The organism is Pseudomonas sp. NPDC077186, assembly GCF_044543505.1.
Classification (GTDB): domain Bacteria; phylum Pseudomonadota; class Gammaproteobacteria; order Pseudomonadales; family Pseudomonadaceae; genus Aquipseudomonas.
Map to the genome: position 1 here is coordinate 1689197 of NZ_JBITWE010000001.1, position 22886 is coordinate 1712082.

Sequence of the window (22886 nt, forward strand, 5' to 3'; positions counted from 1 at the left end):
TAGGAGGCGTGGTGCGCGCGGCGCACCCTACCTGCGTGGCGAACCTCTCAGTGCGGCGGATACTGCGCCAACACCTTGGCCACGGTCTCGCGGATCGCCGCGGCGCGCTCGGCCGGGCTGGGCGCGTTGTTGCGCAGCACCTGCTGGGCGCTGCCGCGCCAGACCAGCTTGCCATCGCGGCCGTCGATCAGGTCGATCTGCAGGGTGCCGACCTGGTAGTCCAGGGTGCGCGTCTCGGTGTAGGCCGGGCCGCCCCAGTAGCCGCCCCAGGGCCCGCCCCAGAAGCCGCCGTGGTAGGTGCTGACCTGGTTCTGCTTGTTCTCCACGATCAGCGCCGCCTGCACCCGCAAGTCGGCCGGGGCGCCGCCGACGGCCGGACGCAGGCCGCGCTGGTCGAGCTGTTCGGCGGTGGCGTCGCGGATGCGCTGCTCGGTGAGGTCGCTGTGCAGGCGCGGGTCGTTGGGGCTGTAGGTCAGCGCCGGCTCCTGCCAGCTCCAGCTGCGGTAGGCGGCGAAGTCGCGGCTGGTGTCGTAGTCGCGCTCGACCTGGATGCTCTGGCAGGCGGCCAGCAGCGCCAGGGCCGGGAGAATCAGTAGACGCGGGAACATGGCGGCTCCTCCTCTGGTATCAATAGGGCGGGTAGCCGCGCAGGGCGGCCTTGACCGCGGCGCGCAGGGCATCGGCGCGTTCGCGCTGGCTGCCGCCGCTGCGCGCCTCGCCGCTGCCGCTCCACACCGGCTGGCCGTCGCGGCCGTCGAAGAACTGCACGTATACCACCGCCACCTCCTCCTCGTAGGTGCGCACCAGCGGCACGCTGCCCCAGGCGCCGTAGCCATCCCAGTAGCGGCCATGGCCGTAGTAGGCGCCGTAGTCGTCATAGTACTGGCGCAGGCGCCGTTCCAGGTTGAGCGAGGCGCTGACCTGCAGGTCGCCGGGCTGGCCGGCCGGCGCCGGACGCAGGCCGTGCTGGTCGAGGCCGCTGCCGAGGCTCTCGGCCAGCAGCTCGCTGCCGGCCCAGGCGCTACCCACCGGCAGCTGGCCACCCTGCCAGCTCCAGTTGCGGTAGCGTCCGTAGTCGCGCGGCGGCGCCGGGTAGGCGCTGCGGTCGAAGACCTGGGCGGCCTCGGGCGGCGCCGGCGGCATCGGCAGGGATTGCGCCTGGTAGGGATTGGGGCTCTGGCAGGCGGCCAGCAGCGGCAATGACAGGATGGCGATGGCGGTGCGCATGGCGTTCTCCGTGGTCGCGCGCGGCATACCCAGTGGTTTCAGGCTACGCCCGGCCTGCCGCGGCGTCCATCGCGGCCGCTCAGCGCGGCCGGCACAGCCAGTGCAGGTAGCGCCCCAGCCCGGCGAAGCTGGGGTGGCGACGGTAGGCCAGTTCCATTTCCAGCAGGTCGAGCAGCTCGGCCTTGGCCTGAAACTCCTGCGGCATGTAGTCGTGGAACACGCGCACGCCGCTGCGGCTTTCGACCTGCCACTGCGCGCCGAGTTGCGCCGCCAGCTCGCGCGGGTCGAGCGGGCGCTGCGGGGTCAGGCTCTGCCCCTCGCCGGCGAAGCACTCCTTGCGCAGCTTGCGGAAATGGCCCTTGAGCAGGTTGCGGTAGACCAGCGCGTCCTTGTTGTAGAAGGCCAGCGACAGCCAGCCGCCGGGCGCGACCAGCTGGTGCAGCACCGGCAGGATCGCCGCCGGCTCGGCCAGCCATTCCAGCACGGCGTGGCACAGCACCAGGTCGAAGGGCTGCTCGAGCTGGCCGAGCAGCTCCTGCCAGGGCGCCTGGATAAAGCTGGCGGCCTGGCCGGCCTCGGCGAAGCGCTGGCGGGCGCCGTCGAGCATCGGCGCGGCCGGCTCGGCCAGGGTCAGCTGGTGGCCGCGCTGGGCCAGCCACAGGCTCATATGGCCGAGCCCGGCGCCGACGTCGAGCACCCGCAGCGGGCGCTCCGGCAGCGCCTCGGCCAGGTCGGCCTGAAGCACGGCGAGGCGGATGGCGCCCTTGGCGCCGCCGTAGATCTTCTCGGCGAAACGGGTCGCCAGCTCGTCGAAGTGGCGGTCGCTCATTGGCCGAAGCGCCTTTCGCTGTCGGCCAGCTTGGCCCGTACCACTTCGTCCATGTCCAGGCCCAGCTCGCTGCACAGCAGCAGCAGGTAGAGCACGATATCGCCGACTTCCTGGCCGGCGTGGGCCAGCTGGTCCGCCGGCAACTGGCGCGATTCGTCCTCGGAGAGCCACTGGAAGATCTCCACCAGCTCGGCCATTTCCACGCTGGCGGCCATGGCCAGGTTCTTCGGGCTGTGGAAGCGCTTCCACTGGTTGCCGTCGCGGATGGCGTGCAGGCGGGCGGTGAGTTCGGGCAGGTTCATGACGGGCTCCTTTCGAGCCGCATAGCTTCGGCTCGAAAAGGGCGCACTGCAAGGTATAGAAGCTGTTCTATCGCCCCGGAGGAATGGTGCTTTGCGTAGGAGCCGGCTTGCCGGCGATGCTTCAAGTCGCGGATCGCCGGCAAGCCGGCTCCTACGGGGATGGCGGTGCGCCCACCGGGCTACTTCAGGCTGGCAGCGGCTGCCAGCTGCCGGCCATATGCACCACGTCGCCTTCGCCACTCAAGCGGAACTGGCCGCTCGCCGCGGGTTCGCTGGCCTGCAGGGCGACGTGCGTCGGCAGCAGCACCGGTTTCTGGAAGCGCACCTCCACCTCGTAACCCGCCAGCGGCAGCCGCGCCTGCAGTTCGACCAGGCAGCGCGCCTTGTTCCACAGGCCATGGGCGATGGCGCGGGGAAAGCCGAACAGCCTGGCGCTGGCCGCATACAGGTGGATCGGGTTGTAGTCGCCGGCCACCCGCGCATAGCGCCGTCCGGTATCGGCCGGCGCCGCCCAGTCGGCCAGCGGCGCCAGCGGCAACGGCGCCTGCTCCGCGCGCGGCTGCGGCTGGCCATCCAGGCGCAGGGCGCGGCAGAGGATGCGGCTGTCGCCCTCCCAGAGCAGGCCGAGCTGGTCTTCCAGGCGGGTGATCAGGCTGAAGCTGGCGCCCTTGTCGTGCGCCTGCAGGTCGGCCAGTTGCACGCTGGCCTGGAACGGCCCCAGGCCGCCGAGCGGGCGCAGCACGCGGATGCGGTTCTCCAGGTGCACCAGGCCGAGCAGCGGGAAGGGAAAGCGGCGGTCAGTAAGCAACTTCATCTGCAGACCGAAGGCGAGGATATGCGGGTAGACCGGCGGCAAATAGGCGCTCTCGGCGATGCCGCAGACCTGGCGGTAGCGCGCCAGATGCGCCGGGTTGACCTCCACCGGGCAGCGCAGGCCCAGCTCCGGCAGGCGCCGACCGCTCACCTTGCGCCGCAACGCGGCGCGCAGGAACAGGCCGGGCAAGGCCGGCGGGGCGTTGAGGTCGAGCCAGTCGACGACCATGGGCAAACTCCTCGGCAAATGAATGCAGCAGCTTAGCCGCCCCGCTCGTCCCGACATTGGCTGTGCTGCCCGCCGCTGCGGCAAGCCAGTCAATCCGCCGGCCGCGCCGGTTTGCGCCATGGCCTCCGCTGCCCCTAAGATGGCGGCGCCTCACGGATAACAAGAAAACCTAGAAAATGCGTGATCTGACCGACGATGTGGCGCTGATGCGCCCGGTAATCGAAGCCCTGCGTGCCAGCGGAACCGACCCCGACCGGGTGTTGGCGCGCGTCGGCCTGGCGCCCGGCGGCCTGCCTGCCGGACGCTTCCCGCACAGCGCCCAGGCGCAGTTCTGGAAAGCCACCAGCGACGAATGCGGACAGGAGCATGTCGGCCTGTTCCTGGCCCAGCACCTGCCGGCCTTCCACGGCCTGCTGCTGGAATACCTGTTCCTCTCCAGCGACACCTTCGGCAGCGGCCTGCGCCACGCCCTGCGCTACGTGCGCCTGCTCTCCGACACGCTCAACGCCGGCCTGCAGGTGCAGGGCGAACGCGCCGTGCTCAGCCTCGGCCTGGCACCCGATACGCCGCGGCACTTTCCGGAGATGCTCGCCGGCGCGGTGATCCGCCTGTTCGACGCGCTGACCGAAGGCGCCTTCGTCGCCCGCGAGGTGCGCCTGATGCATGCCGCAGGCGCACCGGCGGCGCGCTACCAGCAGGTCTACGGCTGCCCCGCACGGCTCGGCGCCGAGGACTACGCCCTGGTGTTCGACGCCGCGGTGCTGGACAAGGCCTCGCGCCATGCCGCGCCGGAGCTGCTGCGCATGCACGAGTCGCTGGCCCGTCGGCAACTGGCCGAGGTGGAGCGGCTGGACCTGGTGCGCCAGGTGCGCGAGCTAATCGGCGAGCTGCTGGTCGATGGCGGCGCCACCCTGGAGCAGGTGGCGGCGCGCCTGAACATGCCGGCGCGGCGCCTGCGCGAACGCCTGGCCATGGCCGGGGTGCGCTTCAACGACCTGATCACCGACTACCGCTGCCGGCTGGCCAAGGAGCTGCTGCTGAAGACCGACGAGCGCATCGAAGTGATAGTCGAGCGCACCGGCTTCTCCGAGCCGAGCACCTTCTACCGCGCCTTCAAGCGCTGGGTCGGCGAGACCCCGGTGGAGTTTCGCAAGCGCGGCAAGGTGTGAGGCGAGCGGTCGAATCGGTGGGCTAAAGCCCACCCTACTGCCTGGTAGGGTGGGCTTTAGCCCACCAATTCCACTCAGGCGCCCAGCAGACTCTGCCCGCAAACGCGCAGCACCTGCGCGGTGACCGCGCCGGAGCCGGGCTGGGCGAACCAGGCCACCGCTTCGGCGACGTCCTGCGGCAGGCCGCCCTGGCTCATCGAGTTCATCCGTCGCCCGGCCTCGCGGATGCCCAGCGGGATGGCGGCGGTCATCTGCGTCTCGATAAAGCCCGGCGCCACCGCGTTGATGCTGATGCCGCGCTTGGCCAGCGCCGGCGCCCAGGCCTGGGCCAGGCCGATCACCCCGGCCTTGCTCGTCGCGTAGTTGGTCTGCCCCAGATTGCCGGCGATGCCGCTGATCGAGGCGATCAGCACCACGCGGCCGTTGTCGTGCAGCTTGCCGGCGTCCAGCAGGGCCTGGGTCAGCAGCTGCGGGGCCCGGAGGTTGACGTCTATCACCGAGTTCCACAAGGCATCGCTCATCTTCGCCAGGGTCTTGTCGCGGGTGATGCCGGCGTTGTGCACGAGGATATCGACGCCGTCGGGCAGCGCGTCAATAAGCTGTGCGGCGGCGTCCTCGGCGCAGATATCCAGGGCCACGCCGCGCCCACCCAGGCGCGCGGCCAGGGCCTCGAGCGCCGCGGCGGCCGGCGGCACGTCGAGCAGGATCACCTCGGCGCCGTCGCGCGCCAGCACTTCGGCGATGGCCGCGCCGATGCCGCGCGAGGCGCCGGTGACCAGCGCCTTCTTGCCGGCCAGCGGCCGCGTCCAGTCGCGCACCTGCTCGGTGCAGCCCCCCAGGCGCAGCACCTGGCCGGAGACGTAGGCGCTCTTCGGCGACAGGAAGAAGCGCAGCGCGCCTTCCAGCGGCTGCTCGCCGCCCTTGCCGACGTAGAGCAGCTGCACGTTGCCGCCGCGGCGGATCTCCTTGCCCAGCGAGCGGCTGAAGCCTTCCAGCGAGCGCTGCACGCTGGCGGCGACCGGGTCCTTCAGCGCTTCCGGGGCGCGCCCCAGCAGCACCACCCGCGGGCAGTGGCCCAGGCCCTTGAACGCCGGCTGGAAGAAGTCGCGCAGCTCGATCAGTTGCTCGAAGCGGGTCAGGCCACTGGCGTCGAACAGCAGCGCCTTGAGCTTGGGGCCGTGCTCGGCGGTCCAGCGCGGCAGCTCCAGCTGGCCTTCGCGGGCGGCGAACAGCTGATCGCTGAGCTTGCCGGCGAACGGCTGCACGGCCGGCAGCAGGTTGCCCTCGCCGCCGAGCAGCAGGGCGCCGTCCACCGGGCGCATGCGGCCGGCCAGCCAGCGCTCCAAGCGCAGCGGCGCCGGCAGGCCGAGGGCGCCGACCAGGCGGCGGCCGGCGGCGGAGTTGGCGAAGGCGAGGTAAGGGTCGGACATGAAAGGCTCCTGCGGGCGCATCAAAAGTTGCATCACTCTACGCAGTGACGGGCAACGCGCAATTGACCGCACTGCCTGGGGCCGCGGCAAGGCGGCCAATGCAGATGCGGCGGCGCACGCTAGCCTGTAGCCCAATCTTTATTCGCAAGGAGTCAGCATGGCCCAGCTACGCCGGGTCGCCATAGTCGGCGGCAACCGCATCCCCTTCGCCCGCTCCAACACCGCCTACGCCACGGCGAGCAACCAGGAGATGCTGACCAGCGCCCTCGAGGGCCTGGTGGAGCGCTTCAACCTGCACGGCGAGCGCCTCGGCGAGGTGGTGGCCGGCGCCGTGCTCAAGCACTCGCGCGACTTCAACCTGACCCGCGAATGCGTGCTCGGCTCGCGCCTGGCGCCCGAGACCCCGGCCTACGACCTGCAGCAGGCCTGCGGCACCGGGCTGGAGGCGGCGCTGCTGGTGGCCAACAAGATCGCCTTGGGGCAGATCGACTGCGGCATCGCCGGCGGCGTCGACACCACCTCCGATGCGCCGATCGGGGTCAACGAGGGGCTGCGCAAGATTCTGCTGGAGGCCAACCGCGGCAAGCGCACGATGGACAAGCTCAAGAGCCTGCTGCAGATTCGCCCGCGCCACCTGGCCCCGGCCATCCCGCGCAACGGCGAGCCGCGCACCGGGCTGTCGATGGGCGAGCACTGCGAGCTGATGGCGCAGCGCTGGGCCATCCCGCGCGACGAGCAGGACCAGCTGGCCCTGGCCAGCCACCAGAAACTCGCCGCCGCCTATGCCGAAGGCTGGCACGACGACCTGCTCACGCCGTTTCGCGGCCTGACCCGCGACCAGAACCTGCGCGCCGATATCAGCGCCGACAAGCTCGCCAGCCTCAAGCCCTGCTTCGAGCGCGGCCCGCGCGGCACCCTGACCGCGGCCAACTCCACGCCGCTGACCGACGGCGCCTCGCTGGTGCTGCTGGCCAGCGAGGACTGGGCCAAGGCGCGCGGCCTGCCGGTGCTGGCCTACCTGCGCGACGGCGAGGCGGCGGCGGTGGACTTCGTCCGGGGCAAGGAGGGCCTGCTGATGGCGCCGGTCTACGCCGTGCCGCGGCTGCTGGCGCGCAACGGCCTGAGCCTGCAGGACTTCGACTACTACGAGATCCACGAGGCCTTCGCCGCCCAGGTGCTGTGCACCCTCAAGGCCTGGGAAGACGCCGACTACTGCCGTGAGCGCCTGGGCCTGGACGCGCCGCTGGGCGCCATCGACCACAGCCGGATGAACGTCAAGGGCAGCTCGCTGGCCGCCGGCCACCCCTTCGCCGCCACCGGCGGGCGCATCGTCGCCAACCTGGCCAAGCTGCTTGCGGCGGCAGGCCAAGGGCGCGGGCTGATCTCCATCTGCGCCGCCGGCGGTCAGGGTGTGACCGCGATCCTGGAAAAGTAATCCAATGTCGGTGAGCGCCAGTCATCGCGCTCACGGGATGTAAGCAACTCCGTGAATTGGGGCGGCCCGCGCGATGCGCGGCCGCCTATTTTTTTTGGGTTATGTACCCGTTAGCGGTTGCATGAATGGGTAGGTTGGCGCTGAGCGCAGCGAAGCCCAACAGGCATCGGCATGTCTCGTTGGGCTTCGTCGCTGCGCTCCTCAACCCAACCTACGGTTTGTCGCCGTGCAATACGCAATTGGGGCATAACCTTTTTTGGGCTATGTACCCAGGTATTGCAGGGATGGGTAGGTTGGCGCCGAGCGCAGCGAAGCCCAACAGGCATCGGCATGTCTCGTTGGGCTTCGTCGCTGCGCTCCTCAACCCAACCTACGGTTTATCGCCGTGCAACATGCAATTGGGGCATAACCTTTTTGGGCTATGTACCCCTTAGCTGTTGCATAAATGGGTAGGTTGGCGCCGAGCGCAGCGAAGCCCAACAGGCATCGGCATGTCTCGTTGGGCTTCGCTGCGCGCCTCAACCCAGCCTACGGTTTGTCGCCGTGCAACATGCAATTGGGGCATAACCTTTTTGGGCTATGTACCCGTTAGGTATTACATGGATGGGTAGGTTGGCGCTGAGCGCAGCGAAGCCCAACGGGCATCGGCATGTCTCGTTGGGCTTCGTCGCTGCGCGCCTCAACCCAACCTACGGTTTGTCGCCGTGCAACATGCAATTGGGACATAGCCTTTTTTGCGGCCTGCCATCCCTGGCGGCCAGCCTGCGGGCCGTCGCGGCGCGACGCCAAAAAACGCTCCCGGCGTTTTTTGCCCGGCTGCGCACCCTACGCCCCTGCGGTGGCCTGCCGCGCGGCAAATCACCACAGCGTCAAGCACGCCCAGACCCGCTAGTCTTTTCGTCGTGGATTGATCCAGGTCAATACAACCTTGGTGGGTTTGCGCCTGCGGGCCATTGGGCCCGACCTCCGCTGCGCCTCGCTCGACAAGAACAATTGCGCCTTGCTGTGACTCCAACGCCTGGAGTCTGTGGCCCGGCTGACCGTGCCGGGTCCGAGATAACCTGTATGAGGATGTGCCATGTTCGGTTTAGAGGCGCTCGATCTCGCCCGAATCCAGTTTGCCTTCACCATTTCCTTTCACATCATCTTCCCCGCCATCACCATCGGTCTGGCCAGCTATCTGGCCGTGCTCGAAGGCCTGTGGCTGAGAACCGGCGAGACGGTGTACCGCGACCTCTATCACTTCTGGGCGAAGATCTTCGCGGTCAACTTCGGCATGGGCGTGGTCTCCGGCCTGGTCATGGCCTACCAGTTCGGCACCAACTGGAGCGCCTTCTCCGACTTCGCCGGGGCGGTCACCGGCCCCTTGCTGACCTATGAGGTGCTCACCGCCTTCTTCCTCGAGGCGGGTTTCCTCGGCGTCATGCTGTTCGGCTGGAACCGCGTCGGCCCGGGCCTGCACTTCTTCTCCACGCTGATGGTGGCGATCGGCACGCTGATCTCGACCTTCTGGATTCTCGCCTCCAACAGCTGGATGCACACCCCGCAGGGCTTCGAGATAGTCGACGGGCGGGTGATCCCGGTGGACTGGTTTGCCGTGGTATTCAACCCCTCGTTCCCCTATCGCCTGGCGCATATGGCCACGGCGGCCTTCCTCGCCACCGCCTTCTTTGTCGGCGCCTCGGCGGCCTGGCACCTGCTGCGCGGCCGCGACAACCCGGCGATCCGCAAGATGCTGTCGATGGCGGTGTGGATGGCGCTGCTGGTGGCGCCGGTGCAGGCCTTTATCGGCGACCTACACGGCCTCAACACGCTGAAGTACCAGCCGGCCAAGATCGCCGCGATGGAAGGCCACTGGGACAACAGCAGCGGCGAGCCGACCCCGCTGATCCTGTTCGGCTGGCCGGACATGCAGCGCGAGGAAACCCGCTTCAAGATCGAGATTCCCGCGCTGGGCAGCCTGATCCTGACCCACAGCCTGGATCAGCAGGTGCCGGCGCTGAAGGAGTTCGCGCCCGAGGATCGGCCCAACGCCACCATAGTGTTCTGGACCTTCCGGGTGATGGTCGCCATGGGCCTGCTGATGATCCTGGTCGGCCTCTGGGGCACCTGGCTGCGCTACCGCGGCCGGCTGTTCGCCTCGCGGCCCTTCCTGCACCTGGCGGTGTGGATGGGCCCGTCCGGCATCCTGGCCATCCTCGCCGGCTGGTACACCACCGAGATCGGCCGTCAGCCGTGGATCGTCCAGGGCCTGATGCGCACCGCCGACGCCTCGTCCGGGCACAGCTTCGCGCAGATGAGCCTGACCCTGGCGCTGTTCGTGGTGGTCTACTTCGCCCTGTTCGGCGCCGGCATCGGCTACATGCTGCGCCTGGTGCGCAAGGGCCCGCAGATCGACGAGGGCCAGGAAGTCACCCAGGGCGGCCCGGGCCAGCCGCGCACGCCGTCGCGGCCGCTGTCGGCGGCGCAAGAGGACTTCGACGACACGGAAACCGATCTGCCGGGCGGGAGGGCCTGAATATGGGTATCGATCTTTCGCTGATCTGGGCGGTGATCATCGCCTTCGGCGTGATGATGTACGTGGTGATGGACGGCTTCGATCTGGGCATCGGCATCCTCTTCCCCTTCGTCCGGGACGAGGGCGAGCGCGACGTGATGATGAACACCGTGGCGCCGGTGTGGGACGGCAACGAGACCTGGCTGGTGCTCGGCGGCGCGGCGCTGTTCGGCGCCTTCCCGCTGGCCTACGCGGTGGTGCTCGACGCCCTCTATCTGCCACTGATCCTGATGCTGCTGGGGCTGATCTTCCGCGGCGTGGCCTTCGAGTTCCGCTTCAAGGCCAAGGCAGCCAAGCGCCACCTGTGGGACAAGGCCTTTATCGGCGGCTCGCTGACCGCCACCTTCTTCCAGGGCGTGGCGCTGGGCGCCTATATCGACGGTTTCGAGGTGGTCGAGCGAACCTATGCCGGCGGCGCCCTGGACTGGCTGACGCCCTTCTCGCTGTTCTGCGGCCTGGCGCTGATCGCCGCCTACGCGCTGCTCGGCTGCACCTGGCTGATCATGAAGACCGAAGGCCGCCTGCAGTTGCAGATGCACGACCTGGCGCGGCCGCTGGTGTTCGTCCTGCTTGCGGTGACCGGCATCGTCAGCCTGTGGACGCCGCTGGCGCACCCGGAGATCGCCGAGCGCTGGTTTAGCCTGCCGAACCTGTTCTGGTTTATGCCGGTGCCGGTGCTGGTGCTGGTCTGCACCTGGGCGCTGCTCAAGGCGGTGGCGGACAACGCCCACTACTCGCCCTTCCTGCTCACCCTGGTGCTGATCTTCCTCGGCTACAGCGGCCTGGGCATCAGCCTGTGGCCCAACGTCATCCCGCCGTCGATCAGCATCTGGGAGGCCGCCGCGCCGCCGCAGAGCCAGGGTTTCATCCTGGTCGGCGCGCTGTTCATCATCCCCTTCATCCTGATGTACACCGCCTGGAGCTACTACGTGTTCCGCGGCAAGGTGACCCAGGAAGACGGTTACCACTGAGGGCGCGCCATGCACGATGCCGAGAAGAAACCGCTGTGGCAGCGCCTGGGCTGGCTGGTATTGATCTGGGGCTGCAGCGTACTGGCCCTGGGTGCGCTGTCCTGGTTGCTGCGCCTGTTTATGCAGGCGGCAGGGATGGGCACGCCCTAGCAGGCTGTTGAAAAACTACCTGCGTTGCCATCGCGACGTTAAAAACAGGCTGGAACGCCAGCCCGGTCAAATGCTCATTTACTACTCGTAAACTCCGCTTTTTCACCTGTTTTTGCCTTGCGCTGGCTGCCTCGCCTACGTTTTTCAACGGCCTGCTAGCTCAGCCGCCAGACTCACCCTGCAACTGCTCGAGCAACAGTTGCAGCTGGGCCAGGCGCGCGCCGGGGTCGTCCTGCTGCAGCAACTGCAGTTTCTGCGCCGGCTCCAGCGGCAACAGGTAGGCCAGCTGGTTGGCCAGTTGCGCCTGGCCGACGGCCACGCCGCCCATGCCCAGCGAGGCGACCAGCGGGTGTTCGGCCAGCGCCGCCAGCAGCGCGGCGAGGTCGGCATGCTCGGCCAGCAGCGGGCGTTCCGCGGCCTCGTCCAGCCAGTCCACCTCGGCGATGGTCAGCTGATCCGGCAGCACCTGAGCGCTGCGTACCCGGAAGCGCCGTCCGCCTTCGACGCGAATCCCCAACAGGCCGTTGGGCCGCTGCTGGAAGTCGCGCACCAACGCCTCGCAACCGAGCGCGGCGAAGCGGCTGGCGGCCTCGCCGACCTCCTCACCCTCGACGATGCAGACCACGCCGAAACCGCTGCCCTGCTTCATGCAGCGGCTGATCATGTCCAGGTAGCGCGCCTCGAAAATCTGCAGATCGAGCATGCAGCCGGGGAACAGCACGGTATTAAGCGGAAACAGCGGCAGATTCATCGTCACCTCACAGCAGCAGAATGATCGCCAGCGGCAACAGCACGGCGGTGATCACCCCCATCAGGCTCATGGCCAGGGCGGCGAAGGCGCCGCATTCGTCGCTTTCCTGCAACGCCCGCGCCGTGCCCACCGCATGCGCGGTGATGCCCAGCGCCATGCCCTGCGCCGCCGGATGCTGCACCCCGCACAGGCGCAGCAACGAGGGCCCGACGATGGCGCCGATGACCCCGGTGAGCATGACGAACACCGCCGCCAGCGCGGCGATGCCGCCGATCTGCTCGGCCACCAGCATGGCGATCGGCGAGGTCACCGATTTCGGCGCCATGCTCATCAGCATCAGCCGCTCGGCGCCGAACAGCCAGGCCAGCCCGGCGCCCAACACGGTGGCCAGGGTACCGGCGAGCAGCAGGGTCAGCACGATCGGCCAGAACAGCTGGCGAATGCGCCGCAGGTTGAGGTACAGCGGCACCGCCAGGGCCACGGTGGCCGGGCCGAGCAGCAGGGTCAGGGCGGCGACGCTGCTCTTGTACTCGGCGAAACTCAGGCCGCAGAGCAACAGGATGCCGATCACCGTCAGCATCGACACCAGCACCGGCTGCAGGAACACCCAGCGGGTGCGCTCGTAGGCGGCGATGGCCAGTTGGTAGGCGCCCAGGGTGATGCCGATACCGAACAAGGGGTGATGGGTCAGCGCCTGCCAGGCGCCCTGCCAGTCCGGACTCATGCCTGCTCCCGGCGCTGCTGGCGCTCGATCAGCTTCTGCATCAGCCAGCCGGCGAAGGCCACCGACAGCAGCAGCGACAGCAGCAGCGCGCCGGCCACCGCCCAGAAGTCGGCGAGGATGTCGCCGGCATAGGCCATCACCCCCACCGCCGGCGGCACCAGGATCAGCGGCAGGTACTTGAGCAGGCTGCTGGAGGCGACGCTGAGCGGCTCGCCCACCTCGCCGCGCAGCATGAGGAAGACCAGCAGCAACAGCATGCCGATGATCGGCCCGGGCAGCATGGGCAGCAGCAGGACGTTGAGGGCGGTACCGAGCAACTGGCACAACACCAGCCAGGACAGGCCGCGAAGCAGCATGGGCAAGATCTCCGAAAGGTGCGATGCCGAATGGCGGAAGCTGTTTGCGCTCGCCAACGCAGCAAAGCCGCCGCGCAGCAGATCGCCAACGAGTTCTCAGGGGTATTCGGGCATCTTCAAGGACATGCCGGCCATTATAGGCGCGATGGCCGCGCGCTGGCCCCTATCTTGCCACGCCTGCCGCGCCTATGCCGCGTCATTCAGTGCGGCGAAGCAGGCTTGACCCGCTGCCGGCCTCGTGATGATCTAGCCGGCAAGGGTTCCACGCAAAAACAACAACACCCGCGTCCTCAAGGAGGAACTATGCCGTTCGTACCCGTAGCAGAGCTCAAGGACTATGTTGGCAAGGAACTCGGCAAGTCCGAGTGGCTGACCATCGACCAGCAGCGCATCAACCAGTTCGCCGAATGCACCGGCGACCACCAGTTCATCCACGTCGACCCGGAAAAGGCCAAGCTGACCCCCTTCGGCACCACCATCGCCCACGGCTTCCTGTCGCTGTCGCTGGTGCCGATGCTGATGGAAGGCATCATGATCATGCCCCAGGGCCTGAAGATGGCGGTCAATTACGGCCTCGACAGCGTGCGCTTCATCCAGCCGGTGAAGGTCGATTCCAAGGTGCGCCTGACGGTGACCCTGACCGACGCCAACGAGAAGAACCCCGGCCAGTGGCTGCTCAAGGCCCGCGCCGTGCTGGAGATCGAAGGCCAGGAGAAACCGGCCTATATCGCCGAACCGCTGACCCTCTGCTTCGTCTGACCCCTCGCGGCGGGCTCCGCCCCGCCCTTCGCCAAAGCGTGCGGCGCAGCAGCGCAAGCGCCCGCGCTTGCGGCATACTGCCGGCAATGCCCCGACCCGGACGTCTGCCATGAAGCCGCTTGTGCCGCGCCTATTGCCCCTCTGCCTGACCCTGCTGCTCGGCGGCTGCGACGAGGTGCGCAGCCTGCTGCCGGCCGATGCCGTGCTGCCCGACGGCGCGCAGTACCGCGGCGAGATAGTCGACGGCCTGCTGCAGGGCCCGGGGCGCCTGGACTACCGCAACGGCAGCTGGTTCGTCGGCCGGTTCAAGGACGGCCAGCTCGACGGCCCCGGCGAATGGCAGGGCCCGGGCGGCGAACATTACCTGGGGGAATTTCGCCAGGGCATGTTCCACGGCCAGGGCACCCTCACCTACAGCGACGGCAGCCGCTACCAGGGCGGTTTCGCGCGCAACCGCTTCGCCGGCGAAGGCCTGCTGGAACAGGGCGGCCAGCGCTACCAGGGCGAGTTCGCCGACGACCGTTTCCACGGCCTGGGCAAACTCGAAACGGCCGACGGCAGCAGCTTCCAGGGCCAGTTCGTCAATGGCCAGCCCGAGGGCCAGGGGGTCCGCCGCGACGCCTACGGCAACCAGTTCAGCGGGGTGTTCAGCCAGGGCCAGCTCAACGGCCAGGGCAGCTTCGGCAACGCCGAGGGCGACACCTACAGCGGCGGTTTCAAGGACAGCGAGTTCCACGGCAAGGGCCGCTACCAGAGCGCGGCCGGCGACGTCTGGAGCGGCGAATTCAGCGCGGGCGTGCTCGGCGGCCCGGGCGAGTACATCGGCAGCGACGGCAGCCGCTATGTCGGCCAGTTCGAGGAGTGGCGCTACCAGGGCGAGGGCCTGCTGACCCTGGCCGACGGCAGCCACTACCAGGGCCAGTTCGTCGCCGGCGACTATGCCGGCAACGGCACCCTGACCCAGGCCGACGGCAGCCGCCAGGCCGGCACCTGGCAACGCGGCCGGCGCGTGCGCGACGAACAGGGCCAGGCCCTGCCGGATGCCCTGGAACTGGGCCTGCTGCAGCAGGGCCGGCTGCTCGACGAGGCCATCGCCGCGCTGCCCGCCTCCACTCCGGCGCGCGAGCTGTACGCCCTGACCCTGGCCGGCGACGGCAAGCAGAGCGTGTTCATGCGCGAGGCCGACTACGTCAGCCGCCTGCTCCGCGAGCGCTTCGGCGCCCACGGCAGCATCAGCCTGATCAACCACCGCGACCACCTCGCCGACCGCCCGCTGGCCACCCGCGAGAACCTCAGCCGCGCCGTGCAGGCCCTGGCCGAGCGCAGCGGCGAGGAAGACCTGGTGTTCATCTACCTGACCAGCCACGGCTCGCGCGAGCACGAGCTCAACCTCGACCAGCCGCGCCTGCAGCTGGCCGACCTGCCCGCCAGCGAGCTGGCCGCGCTGCTCGCCCCGCTCAAGCAGCGCCACAAGGTGGTGGTGATCTCGGCTTGCTATTCCGGCGGTTTCATCCCGCCGCTCAAGGACGACAAGACCCTGGTGATGACCGCCGCGCGCGCCGACCGGGTATCCTTCGGCTGCAGCGAAGAGAACGATTTCACCTACTTCGGCCGCGCCCTGTTCGCCGAGGCCCTGGGCGAGACCGACAACCTCGAACGCGCCTTCGAACTGGCCAAGGAACGCGTCGCCGAACGCGAACAGGCCGACGACTATCAAGCCTCCGAACCGCAGATCTGGGCCCCGCGCGGCGTGCTCCAGCACTGGCGCAGCCTGCGCCAGAGCCAGGCCGAACGCGCCCTCAGCGCCGTGGCCAGCAACGACGACAACGACTGAGAACCTGCGTACGATCTGCTGCGCGTCGGCCCCGCTACGTTAAAAACAGGCTCGGATGCTCATTTACATTCGGCCAGCAACGACGCCAACGACTAAGCTCAGCTGTAACGGACAAGAGACAACTGCATGTACCTGACCCCGCAGCACATCCTGCTCGCCGGCGCCACCGGCCTCACCGGCGAACACCTGCTCGACCGCCTGCTCAGCGAACCCACCGTGGCCCGCGTGCTGGCGCCGACGCGCCGGCCGCTGGCCGCCCACGCCCACCTGGACAACCCGGTGGGCGAGTTGGCCGAGCTGCTGCCGCAGCTGGCCGGGCCCGTCGACACCGCCTTCTGCTGCCTGGGCAGCACGATCAAGCAGGCCGGCTCGCAGGAGGCCTTCCGCGCCATCGATCACGACCTGGTCCTGGCCTTCGCCCGCCGCGCCCGCGAGCTGGGCGCGCGGCATCTGCTGGTGGTCAGCGCCCTCGGCGCCGATCCTAATTCCTCGGTGTTCTACAACCGCGTCAAGGGCGAGACCGAACAGGCGCTGCAAGCCATGGACTGGCCGCAACTGACCATCGTCCGCCCCTCGCTGCTGCTCGGCGCGCGCCGCGAATTCCGCCTCGGCGAACGCCTGGCCGCGCCGCTGCTGCGCTGGCTGCCGGGCAAGTACCGCGGCATCGAAGCCTGCGCCCTGGCCCGCGCGCTGTGGCGCCTGGCCCTGGAGGAAGAGGACGGCGTGCGCGTGATAGAGTCCTCCGACCTGCGCCGCCTCGGGCGCTGACGCCGTGGACGAAGCCATGCAACCGACAAGCCTGATCGAAGCCCTGCAAAACGCCGACATGCTGGAGATCGACGGCCTGCACGCCTGGCAGTTCGACCTCGACACCGAACTGCTGGCCCAGGTCAGCGCAGGCAGCGTCAGCGCCGACAGCGCGACCAAGCCACTGCTGCAGGTGCACTGCATCGATGGTCGCGAGCGCCGCCTGTGGCAGTTCTCCCTGGCCGCGGTGCAGGCCGCCCGGCACGTCGCGGAGGACGACAGCTGGCGCCTCGACGGCAGCGACGCGAGCCACAGCCTCAAGTGCTTCGCCGCCTTTCGCGGCGACAACGAGGCTGACGACGACGCCGACGAGGCCTGAACCGTGGGCCTCTACGAGCGCCATATCCTGCCGCACCTGATCGATTTCGCCTGCGGCATGGGCGACGTGATGAAGCTGCGCGCGCAGCTCGTGCCCCTGGCGCGTGGGCGGGTGCTGGAGATCGGCATCGGCAGCGGCCTCAACCTGGGTTTCTACGACCCCGAGCAGGTCAGCGCGGTGGTCGGCGTCGACCCGTCCGCCGCGATGCAGGCCCTGGCCAGCAGCCGCGCCGCCGCCTGCGCGGTGCCGGTGGAAATGATCGCCCTGGAACTGGGGCAGATCCAAGCCGAGGACGCCAGCTTCGACGATATCGTCTGCACCTTCACCCTGTGCACCATCCCCGACGCCGTAGCGGCCCTGCGCGAGATGCGCCGCGTGCTCAAGCCCGGCGGCCGCTTGCTGTTCGGCGAGCACGGCCTGGCCCCGGATCTACCCGTGGTTCGTTGGCAAAAGCGCCTGACGCCCTGGTGGAAACCGCTGGCCGGCGGCTGCCACCTGGACCGCGACATCCCCGCGCTGATCGAGGCCGGCGGTTTTCATATCCGCCAGCTGGACAGCGGCTACCTCAAGGGCCCGCGGCCGATGACCCATGTCTATCGCGGTTGGGCCGACTGAGGGCCCGCGCCTCGAACGACCGCCCGGCTCGCATCCTCGCCGCGGCAGGCCATACTGCAACTCAGGTTGTTGGACCTCCACCGAAGGGAAGCCGACTCGCGCATGAAGCCCGCCACGCCGTCCATCCGTCTCCGCCCGTTCGCCCAGCGCCTGGCCCTGTGCCTGGCCCTGCTGGCGGGCGCCTGGCCGCTGTTGGCCGAGGCGCGCACGGTGCGCGTCGGCCTGTATGCCAACGAGCCGAAGCTGTTCCAGAACGACGCGGGCCAGCCCGCCGGCATCCTCGGCGAACTGCTGCTGGCCATCGCCCGCGAGGAGGGCTGGCAGCTGCAGCCCGTGCCCTGCGCCTGGCAACAGTGCCTGCAGCTGGCCCAGGACGGCGAGATCGACCTGCTGCCGGACGTCGCCTTCAACGAGGAGCGCGCCCGCGTGCTGGATTTCCACCGCGTGCCGTCGCTGTTCAGCTGGTCGCAGCTGTACAGCCACGAGGAAGTGCAGCTGCGCAGCGTGCTCGACCTGCGCGGCCTGCGCATCGCCGCGCTGGAGGGTTCGATCCAGTACCAGTACCTGCAGAACCTGCTGTACAGCTTCGGCCTGCAGGCGCAGATGATTCCGCTGCGCGATCTGCGCCAGGGCTTCGAGCTGGTGGTGGCGCGCCAGGCCGATGCGGTGGCGGCCAATCATCTGTTCGGCGACTTCAACGCGCCCAGCTACCGCCTGACCGGCACGCCGATCATGTTCCAGCCGGCGCAGCTGTTCTATGCCACGCGCAAGGGCAGCAACGCCGACCTGCTGAGCGCCATCGACCGGCATCTGCAGGCCTGGCAGGACGCGCCCGACTCGATCTACTACCAGGTGCTGCAGCGCTGGGGCGGCGAGCAGGCGCGCTGGCGCGTGCCCACCCTGCTCTGGTGGGGCCTGGCGACGCTCGGCCTGCTGCTGGCGCTGGCCGTCGGCGGTGGCCTGCTGCTGCGCCGCCAGGTGGCGGACAAGACCCGTCACCTCAAGGCCAGCGAAGAACGCTTGAACACCATCCTCGACAGCGTCGAGGCCTACATCTACATCAAGGACCCGCAATTTCGCTACCAGTACGCCAACCGCAAGGTCTGCGAGCTGTTCGGGCTGCCGCCGGCGCAGGTGATCGGCCAGACCGATGCCGCCTTCTTCGACGCCGAGACCGTGCTGGCGCTGCAGCACAACGACCGCCGCGTGCTGCGCGGCGAGCGCATGGAAACCGAGGAAACCAACCGCTCGCGCAACGGCCGGCGCGAGCGCACCTACCTCTCGGTCAAGCTGCCGCTGCGCGCCGCCGACGGCAGCATCTACGCCCTGTGCGGCATCTCCACCGACATCAGCGAGCACAAGAAGAACCTCGAACAGATCCACCAACTGGCCTACTACGACGCACTGACCGGCCTGCCCAACCGCCGCCTGCTGCTCGAACGCCTGCAGTTCGCCCTGGCGCGCAGCGCGCGCAACCGCCGCGAGGGCGCGTTGCTGTTCATCGACCTGGACAATTTCAAGCAGCTCAACGACACCCTCGGCCACGACATGGGCGACCTGCTGCTGCAGCAGGTCGGCGATCGCCTGCTCGATCAGCTGCGCCAGGAAGACAGCCTGGCGCGCCTGGGCGGCGACGAGTTCGTGCTGATGCTGGAAAACCTCGACCCCGAGCCGCAGGCCGCCATCGCCGCCATCGAACAGGTCGCCGACAAGCTCCTGCGCGCCCTGGCCATGCCCTTCGAGCTGCCCGGACACAGCCACGACAGCAGCGCCAGCATCGGCGTGGCGCTGTTCTCCCAGCCTCACGACCGACCGGAGGAGCTGCTCAAGCACGCCGATCTGGCGATGTACGAAGCCAAGGCCGCCGGGCGCAACACCCTGCGCTTCTTCGACCCGCGCATGCAGCAGGCGCTGGCCGCCCGCGCCGCCCTGGAACACGAGCTGCGCCGCGCCCTGGCCGACGGCCAGCTGCTGCTGCACTACCAGCCGCAGGTCGACCAGCGCGGCGAGATGCTCGGCGTCGAGACGCTGGTGCGCTGGCAGCACCCGCAACGCGGCCTGGTGCCGCCGGGCGAGTTCATTCCGCTGGCCGAGAGCTGCGGGCTGATCCTGCCGATGGGCCGCTGGATTCTGCACAGCGCCTGTCGCCAGCTGGCCAGCTGGGCGCAGGACCCGCGTCAGGCCGGGCTGACCCTGGCGATCAACGTCAGCGCGCGCCAGTTCCATCACCCCGACTTCGTCGCCGACGTGCTCGCCGCCCTGGAGGAAAGCGGTGCCGACCCGCAGCGCCTGGAACTGGAGCTGACCGAAAGCCAGCTGGTGCAGGACATCGAGGCGCTGATCGGCAAGATGGCTCAGCTCAAGGCCCACGGCGTGCGCTTCTCGCTGGACGACTTCGGCACCGGCTACTCGTCGCTGAGCTACCTCAAGCGCCTGCCGCTGGACCAGTTGAAGATCGACCGCAGCTTCGTCCACGACCTGCAGGACAGCGCCAGCGACACCGCCATAGTGCGCACCATCCTGGCCCTGGGCCAGGCGCTGGAGCTGCGGGTGATCGCCGAGGGTGTGGAGAGCCAGGCGCAGCGCGACGCCCTGCTGCGCCTGGGCTGTCACTACTTCCAGGGCTATCTCTACGGCGCCCCGCAGCCGGCCGAGCAACTCGGCCTGCACGGCCCGACGCCGGCCGGCGTGCGCCAGGGCGCGGGCCAGCAGAGTTGAGGCGTCAGGCCGTCTCGCGCAGCGCCAGGCCATCCACCAGGCCGGCGGCGATGGCCATGCCCACCAATTCCGCCAACGTCTCGGCCTGCATGCGCTTCATCACCCGCGAACGGTACAGGTCGACGGTCTTCACGCTGATCTCCAGCTGCTCGGCGACTTCGCGGTTGGTGTAGCCGCGCACCAGCGGCAGCAGCACGTCGCGCTCGCGCGGGGTGAGCTGATCGAGCCGCGCCTGCACCTCGGCCAGCCGCGGATCGTGCCGCGGCCGGGACGGACGGCGATCCAGCGCCTGCTGCACGCTGTCGAGCAACAGCTGCTCGTTGTAGGGCTTCTCGATGAAGTCCACCGCACCGGCCTTGAACGCGCGCACCACGATGGGCACATCGGCATGGCCGCTGACGAAGATCACCGGCAGCTCGATGCCGCGCGCACGCATCTCTTCCTGCACGTTCAGCCCGCCCATGCCCGGCATGCGCACGTCGAGCAGCACACAGGCATTGGCAGTCGGGTCGCAGGCCTCGAGAAAGGCGCGGCCGCTGGTGAAGGGCACACCCTTGAGGCCCACCGATTCCAGCAGCCAGAGCGTCGAGTCGAGCATGCCCTGGTCGTCGTCGACCACATAAACCCGTTGTTGCATCTGCGTGCTGCTCCTCTTGTTGTTATGCGTTTCATGGGTCGCGGCTAAAGCCCCTCCCACAGAGTGATGCTGTTCACTGAAGAAACGGTCAAACACGCTCAGTCCCCTCGCCCCTTTGGGGAGAGGGGAAAACCGGCGGTTTCGCGGTGTTTTCGGCCCTCTCCCCCAGCCCCTCTCCCATCAATGGCAGAGGGGAGCCAAACGCGTGCAACATTAAGTGAACAGCATTACCTCCCATAGCTTGCATATTCCGTGGGAGGGGCTTTAGCCGCGACTGTTCGACAACGACTCATCGTCCCTACCCAGCGGCAAACGGCATTCCAGACACAGCCCGCCGCCCTCGGCCGCATAGGCCTCCAGCGCACCGCCGAAGCCTTCGACGATGCTGCGGCTCATGGACAGACCGAGGCCAAGGCCGTCCGCCTTGCTGGTGTAAAAGGGGGTGAACAGCTTGCCCAGTTGCTCGTCGCTGACACCGGGCCCCTGGTCGATCACCCGAATCGCCAGGCCGCCGTCGCGTTCGCCAGCCTCCAGGCGAATCTGCGAGGGTGCGTCCGGATGCAGCTCGCGGTTGGCCTCGATGGCGTTGCGCAGCAGATTCAGCAGCACCTGTTCGAGCAGCACGCGGTCGGCGAATACCGGCGGCAGATTGTCCGGCAAGACGTCGCTGACCGCCACTTGCGCCGCACCGGCCTCCCAGTTGCACAGGCGCACCGCCTCGCGCGCCACCTCGGCCAGATTAAGCGCCTGCATGCGCCGCTGGCCCTTGCGCAGGAAGGCGCGCAGGCGCTTGATCACTGCCGCGGCGTGGTTGGCGTGCTCGGTAATACGCGCCAGGCCCTGGGCCACCTTGTCGACTGCGGCCGGTTCGCCGCCGACGCCCTGCAGGTAGCGCTGGCTGGCGCTGGCGTAGTTGACCACCGCGGCCAGCGGCTGGTTGATCTCGTGGGCGATGCCCGAGGCCAGTTCGCCCAGGGTGATCAGCCGCGTGGTGTGCGCCAGCTCGTCCTCCAGGCGGCGCTTGTTCTCCTCGGCCTGGATGCGCGCGGTGATGTCGCGCGACACGCTGACCACCTCCACCACCGCGCCGGTGTAGGTCTCGCGAATGGCGCGACTGGCGGTCTCGAACCACAGGTAGTGGCCGTCGCGGTGGCGGATGCGGTAGGTCATGGTGTGGTAGCCGTCCTGCTCCAGCGCCTCGCGCGCCTGCTTGGCCTGCTGCAGTTGGTCCTGCGCATGCAGCAGGCCGTCGACCGCCATGCCGCGCAGCTCTTCCGGCCAGTAACCGAGCAGCGTCCAACTGGCAGGCGTGGCGTCGAGGAATACGCCGTCCGGGGTATGCCGGGAGATCAGGTCGGTGGTGTTCTCGGTAATCAGCCGGTACAGCCGCCGCGCCCGCGCGGCCTCGCGCTGCTCGCGAATCTCCTGGGTCGCTTCGCGGCAGCGTGCCAGCACCCGCTGCTCTGCCACATCGGGAATAAAGCTCCAGATCAGGATGCGCTCGCCGTCCTGTGCCTCCACCGCTTCGATGGCTCGCGACTGCTGCAAGCAGGCGCGCACCAGCGGCAGATGATTGACCGGCAGCAGTTCACCGACCCGGGCCAGCGGACGTTCGTCGAGCAGCGCCTGCAACGCCTGGTTGAACTCCAGCGGCCGTGCGCGCGCATCGAGCAGCAACGCCGGCTGCGGGTCGGCCGATAGCAGCGGCGCGCTACGCGCCAGCCCCGAGGCCAGTTCGACCATCTGCGCCAGCAGTTCGCGCAGCCAGGGCAGCCATTCCAGCCCGGCCGCCTCGTCGACCTGCAACAGCAGCACGCCGGGCTGGCCGGGCCGCAGCTGCAGGGCCAGCGCCTGGCCATGATGCAGCGCGGCGCGGCGCAGACGCCCGGCCAGCCAGCACGGCAGCCGGCGCAGGGCGTCGAAGGTCAGGCTCGACTGCTCGCCAAGCGCGGCGAACAGCGCCTCGTCGCTGGCCTCCAGCGGATCGCCCATGCCCGGCGGCAGGCGCGGCCCACTATCCACCTGAGCGTAGGTACGACTGGCCGGCTGCCAGGCCAGGTACCAGGCCTGGCGCACCTGCGGGCAGCCCAGCAGAGCCTGGCGCAGGGCCTCGGCCCGCTCGCCCAGCGGCGGAGCCTCGCGCTGGATGCGCAGCCAGGACTGCAGGGGAACGGCGGGGAGATGAGCGTCAGTTTTCATATAGTAATTATTCTATAAAACCTTGGTACAACTTCCATAAAGAATAGAAATGACC

At 68.7% G+C, this 22886-nt stretch carries 23 protein-coding genes; 12 read left to right on the plus strand and 11 right to left on the minus strand.

Translation table 11 applies throughout. The features are described 5' to 3' along the window. Positions 1 to 47: 47 nt before the first annotated feature. From ACIGKL_RS07960 to ACIGKL_RS07980, 5 genes are all read right to left on the minus strand, one after another. Positions 48 to 608, minus strand: a complete 561-nt coding sequence (locus tag ACIGKL_RS07960) for a DUF4136 domain-containing protein (RefSeq protein WP_397486121.1) — start codon at positions 606 to 608, stop codon at positions 48 to 50. 19 nt (positions 609 to 627) lie between these two features. Further along, positions 628 to 1227: a DUF4136 domain-containing protein gene (locus ACIGKL_RS07965; RefSeq protein ID WP_397486122.1), complete on the minus strand. Its 600-nt coding sequence runs from the start codon at positions 1225 to 1227 to the stop codon at positions 628 to 630. A 79-nt stretch (positions 1228 to 1306) separates the two neighbouring features. After that, positions 1307 to 2056 (minus strand): methyltransferase domain-containing protein, encoded by a 750-nt coding sequence (locus ACIGKL_RS07970; protein WP_397486123.1) that lies wholly within the window; start codon positions 2054 to 2056, stop codon positions 1307 to 1309. Continuing rightward, complete coding sequence (locus ACIGKL_RS07975) at positions 2053 to 2358, minus strand: MazG-like family protein (protein ID WP_397486124.1); 306 nt, start codon at positions 2356 to 2358, stop codon at positions 2053 to 2055. The genes ACIGKL_RS07970 and ACIGKL_RS07975 overlap by 4 nt, the downstream gene beginning before the upstream one ends. Before the next feature lie 184 nt (positions 2359 to 2542). Then, positions 2543 to 3400, minus strand: a complete 858-nt coding sequence (locus ACIGKL_RS07980; RefSeq protein WP_397486125.1) for a MaoC family dehydratase — start codon at positions 3398 to 3400, stop codon at positions 2543 to 2545. 176 nt (positions 3401 to 3576) lie between these two features. On the opposite strand from ACIGKL_RS07980, the gene ACIGKL_RS07985 reads away from it, so the two are divergent. Further along, positions 3577 to 4569: an AraC family transcriptional regulator gene (locus tag ACIGKL_RS07985; protein WP_397486126.1), complete on the plus strand. Its 993-nt coding sequence runs from the start codon at positions 3577 to 3579 to the stop codon at positions 4567 to 4569. A gap of 74 nt (positions 4570 to 4643) precedes the next feature. Here ACIGKL_RS07985 and ACIGKL_RS07990 read toward each other — a convergent pair whose 3' ends face one another. Then, entirely contained in the window at positions 4644 to 5999 is a 1356-nt protein-coding gene (locus tag ACIGKL_RS07990) for a 3-oxoacyl-ACP reductase (protein ID WP_397486127.1), read from the minus strand. Positions 6000 to 6156: 157 nt separating this feature from the next. On the opposite strand from ACIGKL_RS07990, the gene ACIGKL_RS07995 reads away from it, so the two are divergent. From ACIGKL_RS07995 to ACIGKL_RS08010, 4 genes are all read left to right on the plus strand, one after another. After that, complete coding sequence (locus ACIGKL_RS07995; protein ID WP_397486128.1) at positions 6157 to 7434, plus strand: acetyl-CoA C-acetyltransferase; 1278 nt, start codon at positions 6157 to 6159, stop codon at positions 7432 to 7434. A 1078-nt stretch (positions 7435 to 8512) separates the two neighbouring features. Further along, the gene (locus ACIGKL_RS08000; RefSeq protein WP_397486129.1) at positions 8513 to 9952 is read left to right on the plus strand and encodes a cytochrome ubiquinol oxidase subunit I; all 1440 of its coding nucleotides are present in this window, start codon (positions 8513 to 8515) and stop codon (positions 9950 to 9952) included. 2 nt (positions 9953 to 9954) lie between these two features. Continuing rightward, a complete protein-coding gene (gene cydB / locus ACIGKL_RS08005; protein WP_397486130.1) occupies positions 9955 to 10962 on the plus strand; it encodes a cytochrome d ubiquinol oxidase subunit II in 1008 nt (335 codons plus the stop codon). A 9-nt stretch (positions 10963 to 10971) separates the two neighbouring features. Then, the gene (locus tag ACIGKL_RS08010; protein WP_397486131.1) at positions 10972 to 11112 is read left to right on the plus strand and encodes a DUF2474 domain-containing protein; all 141 of its coding nucleotides are present in this window, start codon (positions 10972 to 10974) and stop codon (positions 11110 to 11112) included. A gap of 160 nt (positions 11113 to 11272) precedes the next feature. Here ACIGKL_RS08010 and ACIGKL_RS08015 read toward each other — a convergent pair whose 3' ends face one another. Genes ACIGKL_RS08015 through ACIGKL_RS08025 form a run of 3 tightly spaced genes read right to left on the minus strand, consistent with a single transcriptional unit; the run spans position 11273 to position 12943 of the window. Next, positions 11273 to 11863 (minus strand): LON peptidase substrate-binding domain-containing protein, encoded by a 591-nt coding sequence (locus tag ACIGKL_RS08015; protein WP_397486132.1) that lies wholly within the window; start codon positions 11861 to 11863, stop codon positions 11273 to 11275. A 7-nt stretch (positions 11864 to 11870) separates the two neighbouring features. Next, entirely contained in the window at positions 11871 to 12587 is a 717-nt protein-coding gene (locus ACIGKL_RS08020) for an LrgB family protein (RefSeq protein ID WP_397486133.1), read from the minus strand. Further along, a complete protein-coding gene (locus ACIGKL_RS08025) occupies positions 12584 to 12943 on the minus strand; it encodes a CidA/LrgA family protein (protein ID WP_397486134.1) in 360 nt (119 codons plus the stop codon). The genes ACIGKL_RS08020 and ACIGKL_RS08025 overlap by 4 nt, the downstream gene beginning before the upstream one ends. Between ACIGKL_RS08025 and ACIGKL_RS08030 the strand changes: the two genes are divergently transcribed. The 7 genes from ACIGKL_RS08030 to ACIGKL_RS08060 all read left to right on the plus strand — a co-directional run bounded on the left by ACIGKL_RS08030 (position 12942) and on the right by ACIGKL_RS08060 (position 19995). After that, positions 12942 to 13166 carry a hypothetical protein gene (locus tag ACIGKL_RS08030; RefSeq protein ID WP_397486135.1) on the plus strand — a complete coding sequence of 75 codons (225 nt, stop codon included), beginning with the start codon at positions 12942 to 12944 and terminating at the stop codon, positions 13164 to 13166. The genes ACIGKL_RS08025 and ACIGKL_RS08030 overlap by 2 nt on opposite strands. 80 nt (positions 13167 to 13246) lie before the next feature. Beyond that, positions 13247 to 13702, plus strand: coding sequence for a MaoC family dehydratase (locus ACIGKL_RS08035; protein ID WP_003240173.1), 456 nt, complete (start codon positions 13247 to 13249; stop codon positions 13700 to 13702). A 109-nt stretch (positions 13703 to 13811) separates the two neighbouring features. Beyond that, positions 13812 to 15536, plus strand: coding sequence for a C13 family peptidase (locus ACIGKL_RS08040; protein WP_397486136.1), 1725 nt, complete (start codon positions 13812 to 13814; stop codon positions 15534 to 15536). A gap of 126 nt (positions 15537 to 15662) precedes the next feature. Then, entirely contained in the window at positions 15663 to 16304 is a 642-nt protein-coding gene (locus ACIGKL_RS08045) for an oxidoreductase (RefSeq protein WP_397486137.1), read from the plus strand. Positions 16305 to 16320: 16 nt separating this feature from the next. Beyond that, positions 16321 to 16662: a DUF5629 family protein gene (locus tag ACIGKL_RS08050; RefSeq protein WP_397486138.1), complete on the plus strand. Its 342-nt coding sequence runs from the start codon at positions 16321 to 16323 to the stop codon at positions 16660 to 16662. Between the two features lie 3 nt (positions 16663 to 16665). After that, on the plus strand, positions 16666 to 17277 hold the full coding sequence (locus ACIGKL_RS08055) for a class I SAM-dependent methyltransferase (protein ID WP_397486139.1): 612 nt from the start codon (positions 16666 to 16668) through the stop codon (positions 17275 to 17277). A 102-nt stretch (positions 17278 to 17379) separates the two neighbouring features. Further along, positions 17380 to 19995 carry an EAL domain-containing protein gene (locus ACIGKL_RS08060; RefSeq protein ID WP_397486140.1) on the plus strand — a complete coding sequence of 872 codons (2616 nt, stop codon included), beginning with the start codon at positions 17380 to 17382 and terminating at the stop codon, positions 19993 to 19995. Between the two features lie 4 nt (positions 19996 to 19999). Here the strand turns inward: ACIGKL_RS08060 and ACIGKL_RS08065 are convergent, their stop codons facing one another. Beyond that, a complete protein-coding gene (locus ACIGKL_RS08065; protein WP_397486141.1) occupies positions 20000 to 20632 on the minus strand; it encodes a response regulator transcription factor in 633 nt (210 codons plus the stop codon). 264 nt (positions 20633 to 20896) lie between these two features. After that, entirely contained in the window at positions 20897 to 22831 is a 1935-nt protein-coding gene (locus ACIGKL_RS08070; RefSeq protein WP_397486142.1) for a sensor histidine kinase, read from the minus strand. Between the last annotated feature and the right edge of the window lie 55 nt (positions 22832 to 22886).

Bases quoted from the DNA above. Each gene is read 5' to 3' on its own strand.
- ACIGKL_RS08000 (WP_397486129.1), top strand. From the start codon at position 8,513: ATGTTCGGTTTAGAGGCGCTCGATCTCGCCCGAATCCAGTTTGCCTTC.
- ACIGKL_RS08015 (WP_397486132.1), bottom strand. From the start codon at position 11,863: ATGAATCTGCCGCTGTTTCCGCTTAATACCGTGCTGTTCCCCGGCTGC.
- ACIGKL_RS08040 (WP_397486136.1), top strand. From the start codon at position 13,812: ATGAAGCCGCTTGTGCCGCGCCTATTGCCCCTCTGCCTGACCCTGCTG.
- ACIGKL_RS07990 (WP_397486127.1), bottom strand. From the start codon at position 5,999: ATGTCCGACCCTTACCTCGCCTTCGCCAACTCCGCCGCCGGCCGCCGC.
- ACIGKL_RS08030 (WP_397486135.1), top strand. From the start codon at position 12,942: ATGGGCAAGATCTCCGAAAGGTGCGATGCCGAATGGCGGAAGCTGTTT.
- ACIGKL_RS08025 (WP_397486134.1), bottom strand. From the start codon at position 12,943: ATGCTGCTTCGCGGCCTGTCCTGGCTGGTGTTGTGCCAGTTGCTCGGT.
- ACIGKL_RS08065 (WP_397486141.1), bottom strand. From the start codon at position 20,632: ATGCAACAACGGGTTTATGTGGTCGACGACGACCAGGGCATGCTCGAC.
- ACIGKL_RS07975 (WP_397486124.1), bottom strand. From the start codon at position 2,358: ATGAACCTGCCCGAACTCACCGCCCGCCTGCACGCCATCCGCGACGGC.
- ACIGKL_RS08070 (WP_397486142.1), bottom strand. From the start codon at position 22,831: ATGAAAACTGACGCTCATCTCCCCGCCGTTCCCCTGCAGTCCTGGCTG.
- ACIGKL_RS07970 (WP_397486123.1), bottom strand. From the start codon at position 2,056: ATGAGCGACCGCCACTTCGACGAGCTGGCGACCCGTTTCGCCGAGAAG.
- ACIGKL_RS08050 (WP_397486138.1), top strand. From the start codon at position 16,321: ATGCAACCGACAAGCCTGATCGAAGCCCTGCAAAACGCCGACATGCTG.
- cydB (WP_397486130.1), top strand. From the start codon at position 9,955: ATGGGTATCGATCTTTCGCTGATCTGGGCGGTGATCATCGCCTTCGGC.
- ACIGKL_RS08035 (WP_003240173.1), top strand. From the start codon at position 13,247: ATGCCGTTCGTACCCGTAGCAGAGCTCAAGGACTATGTTGGCAAGGAA.
- ACIGKL_RS08060 (WP_397486140.1), top strand. From the start codon at position 17,380: ATGAAGCCCGCCACGCCGTCCATCCGTCTCCGCCCGTTCGCCCAGCGC.
- ACIGKL_RS07960 (WP_397486121.1), bottom strand. From the start codon at position 608: ATGTTCCCGCGTCTACTGATTCTCCCGGCCCTGGCGCTGCTGGCCGCC.
- ACIGKL_RS07965 (WP_397486122.1), bottom strand. From the start codon at position 1,227: ATGCGCACCGCCATCGCCATCCTGTCATTGCCGCTGCTGGCCGCCTGC.
- ACIGKL_RS07980 (WP_397486125.1), bottom strand. From the start codon at position 3,400: ATGGTCGTCGACTGGCTCGACCTCAACGCCCCGCCGGCCTTGCCCGGC.
- ACIGKL_RS08010 (WP_397486131.1), top strand. From the start codon at position 10,972: ATGCACGATGCCGAGAAGAAACCGCTGTGGCAGCGCCTGGGCTGGCTG.
- ACIGKL_RS08045 (WP_397486137.1), top strand. From the start codon at position 15,663: ATGTACCTGACCCCGCAGCACATCCTGCTCGCCGGCGCCACCGGCCTC.
- ACIGKL_RS08020 (WP_397486133.1), bottom strand. From the start codon at position 12,587: ATGAGTCCGGACTGGCAGGGCGCCTGGCAGGCGCTGACCCATCACCCC.
- ACIGKL_RS07985 (WP_397486126.1), top strand. From the start codon at position 3,577: ATGCGTGATCTGACCGACGATGTGGCGCTGATGCGCCCGGTAATCGAA.
- ACIGKL_RS07995 (WP_397486128.1), top strand. From the start codon at position 6,157: ATGGCCCAGCTACGCCGGGTCGCCATAGTCGGCGGCAACCGCATCCCC.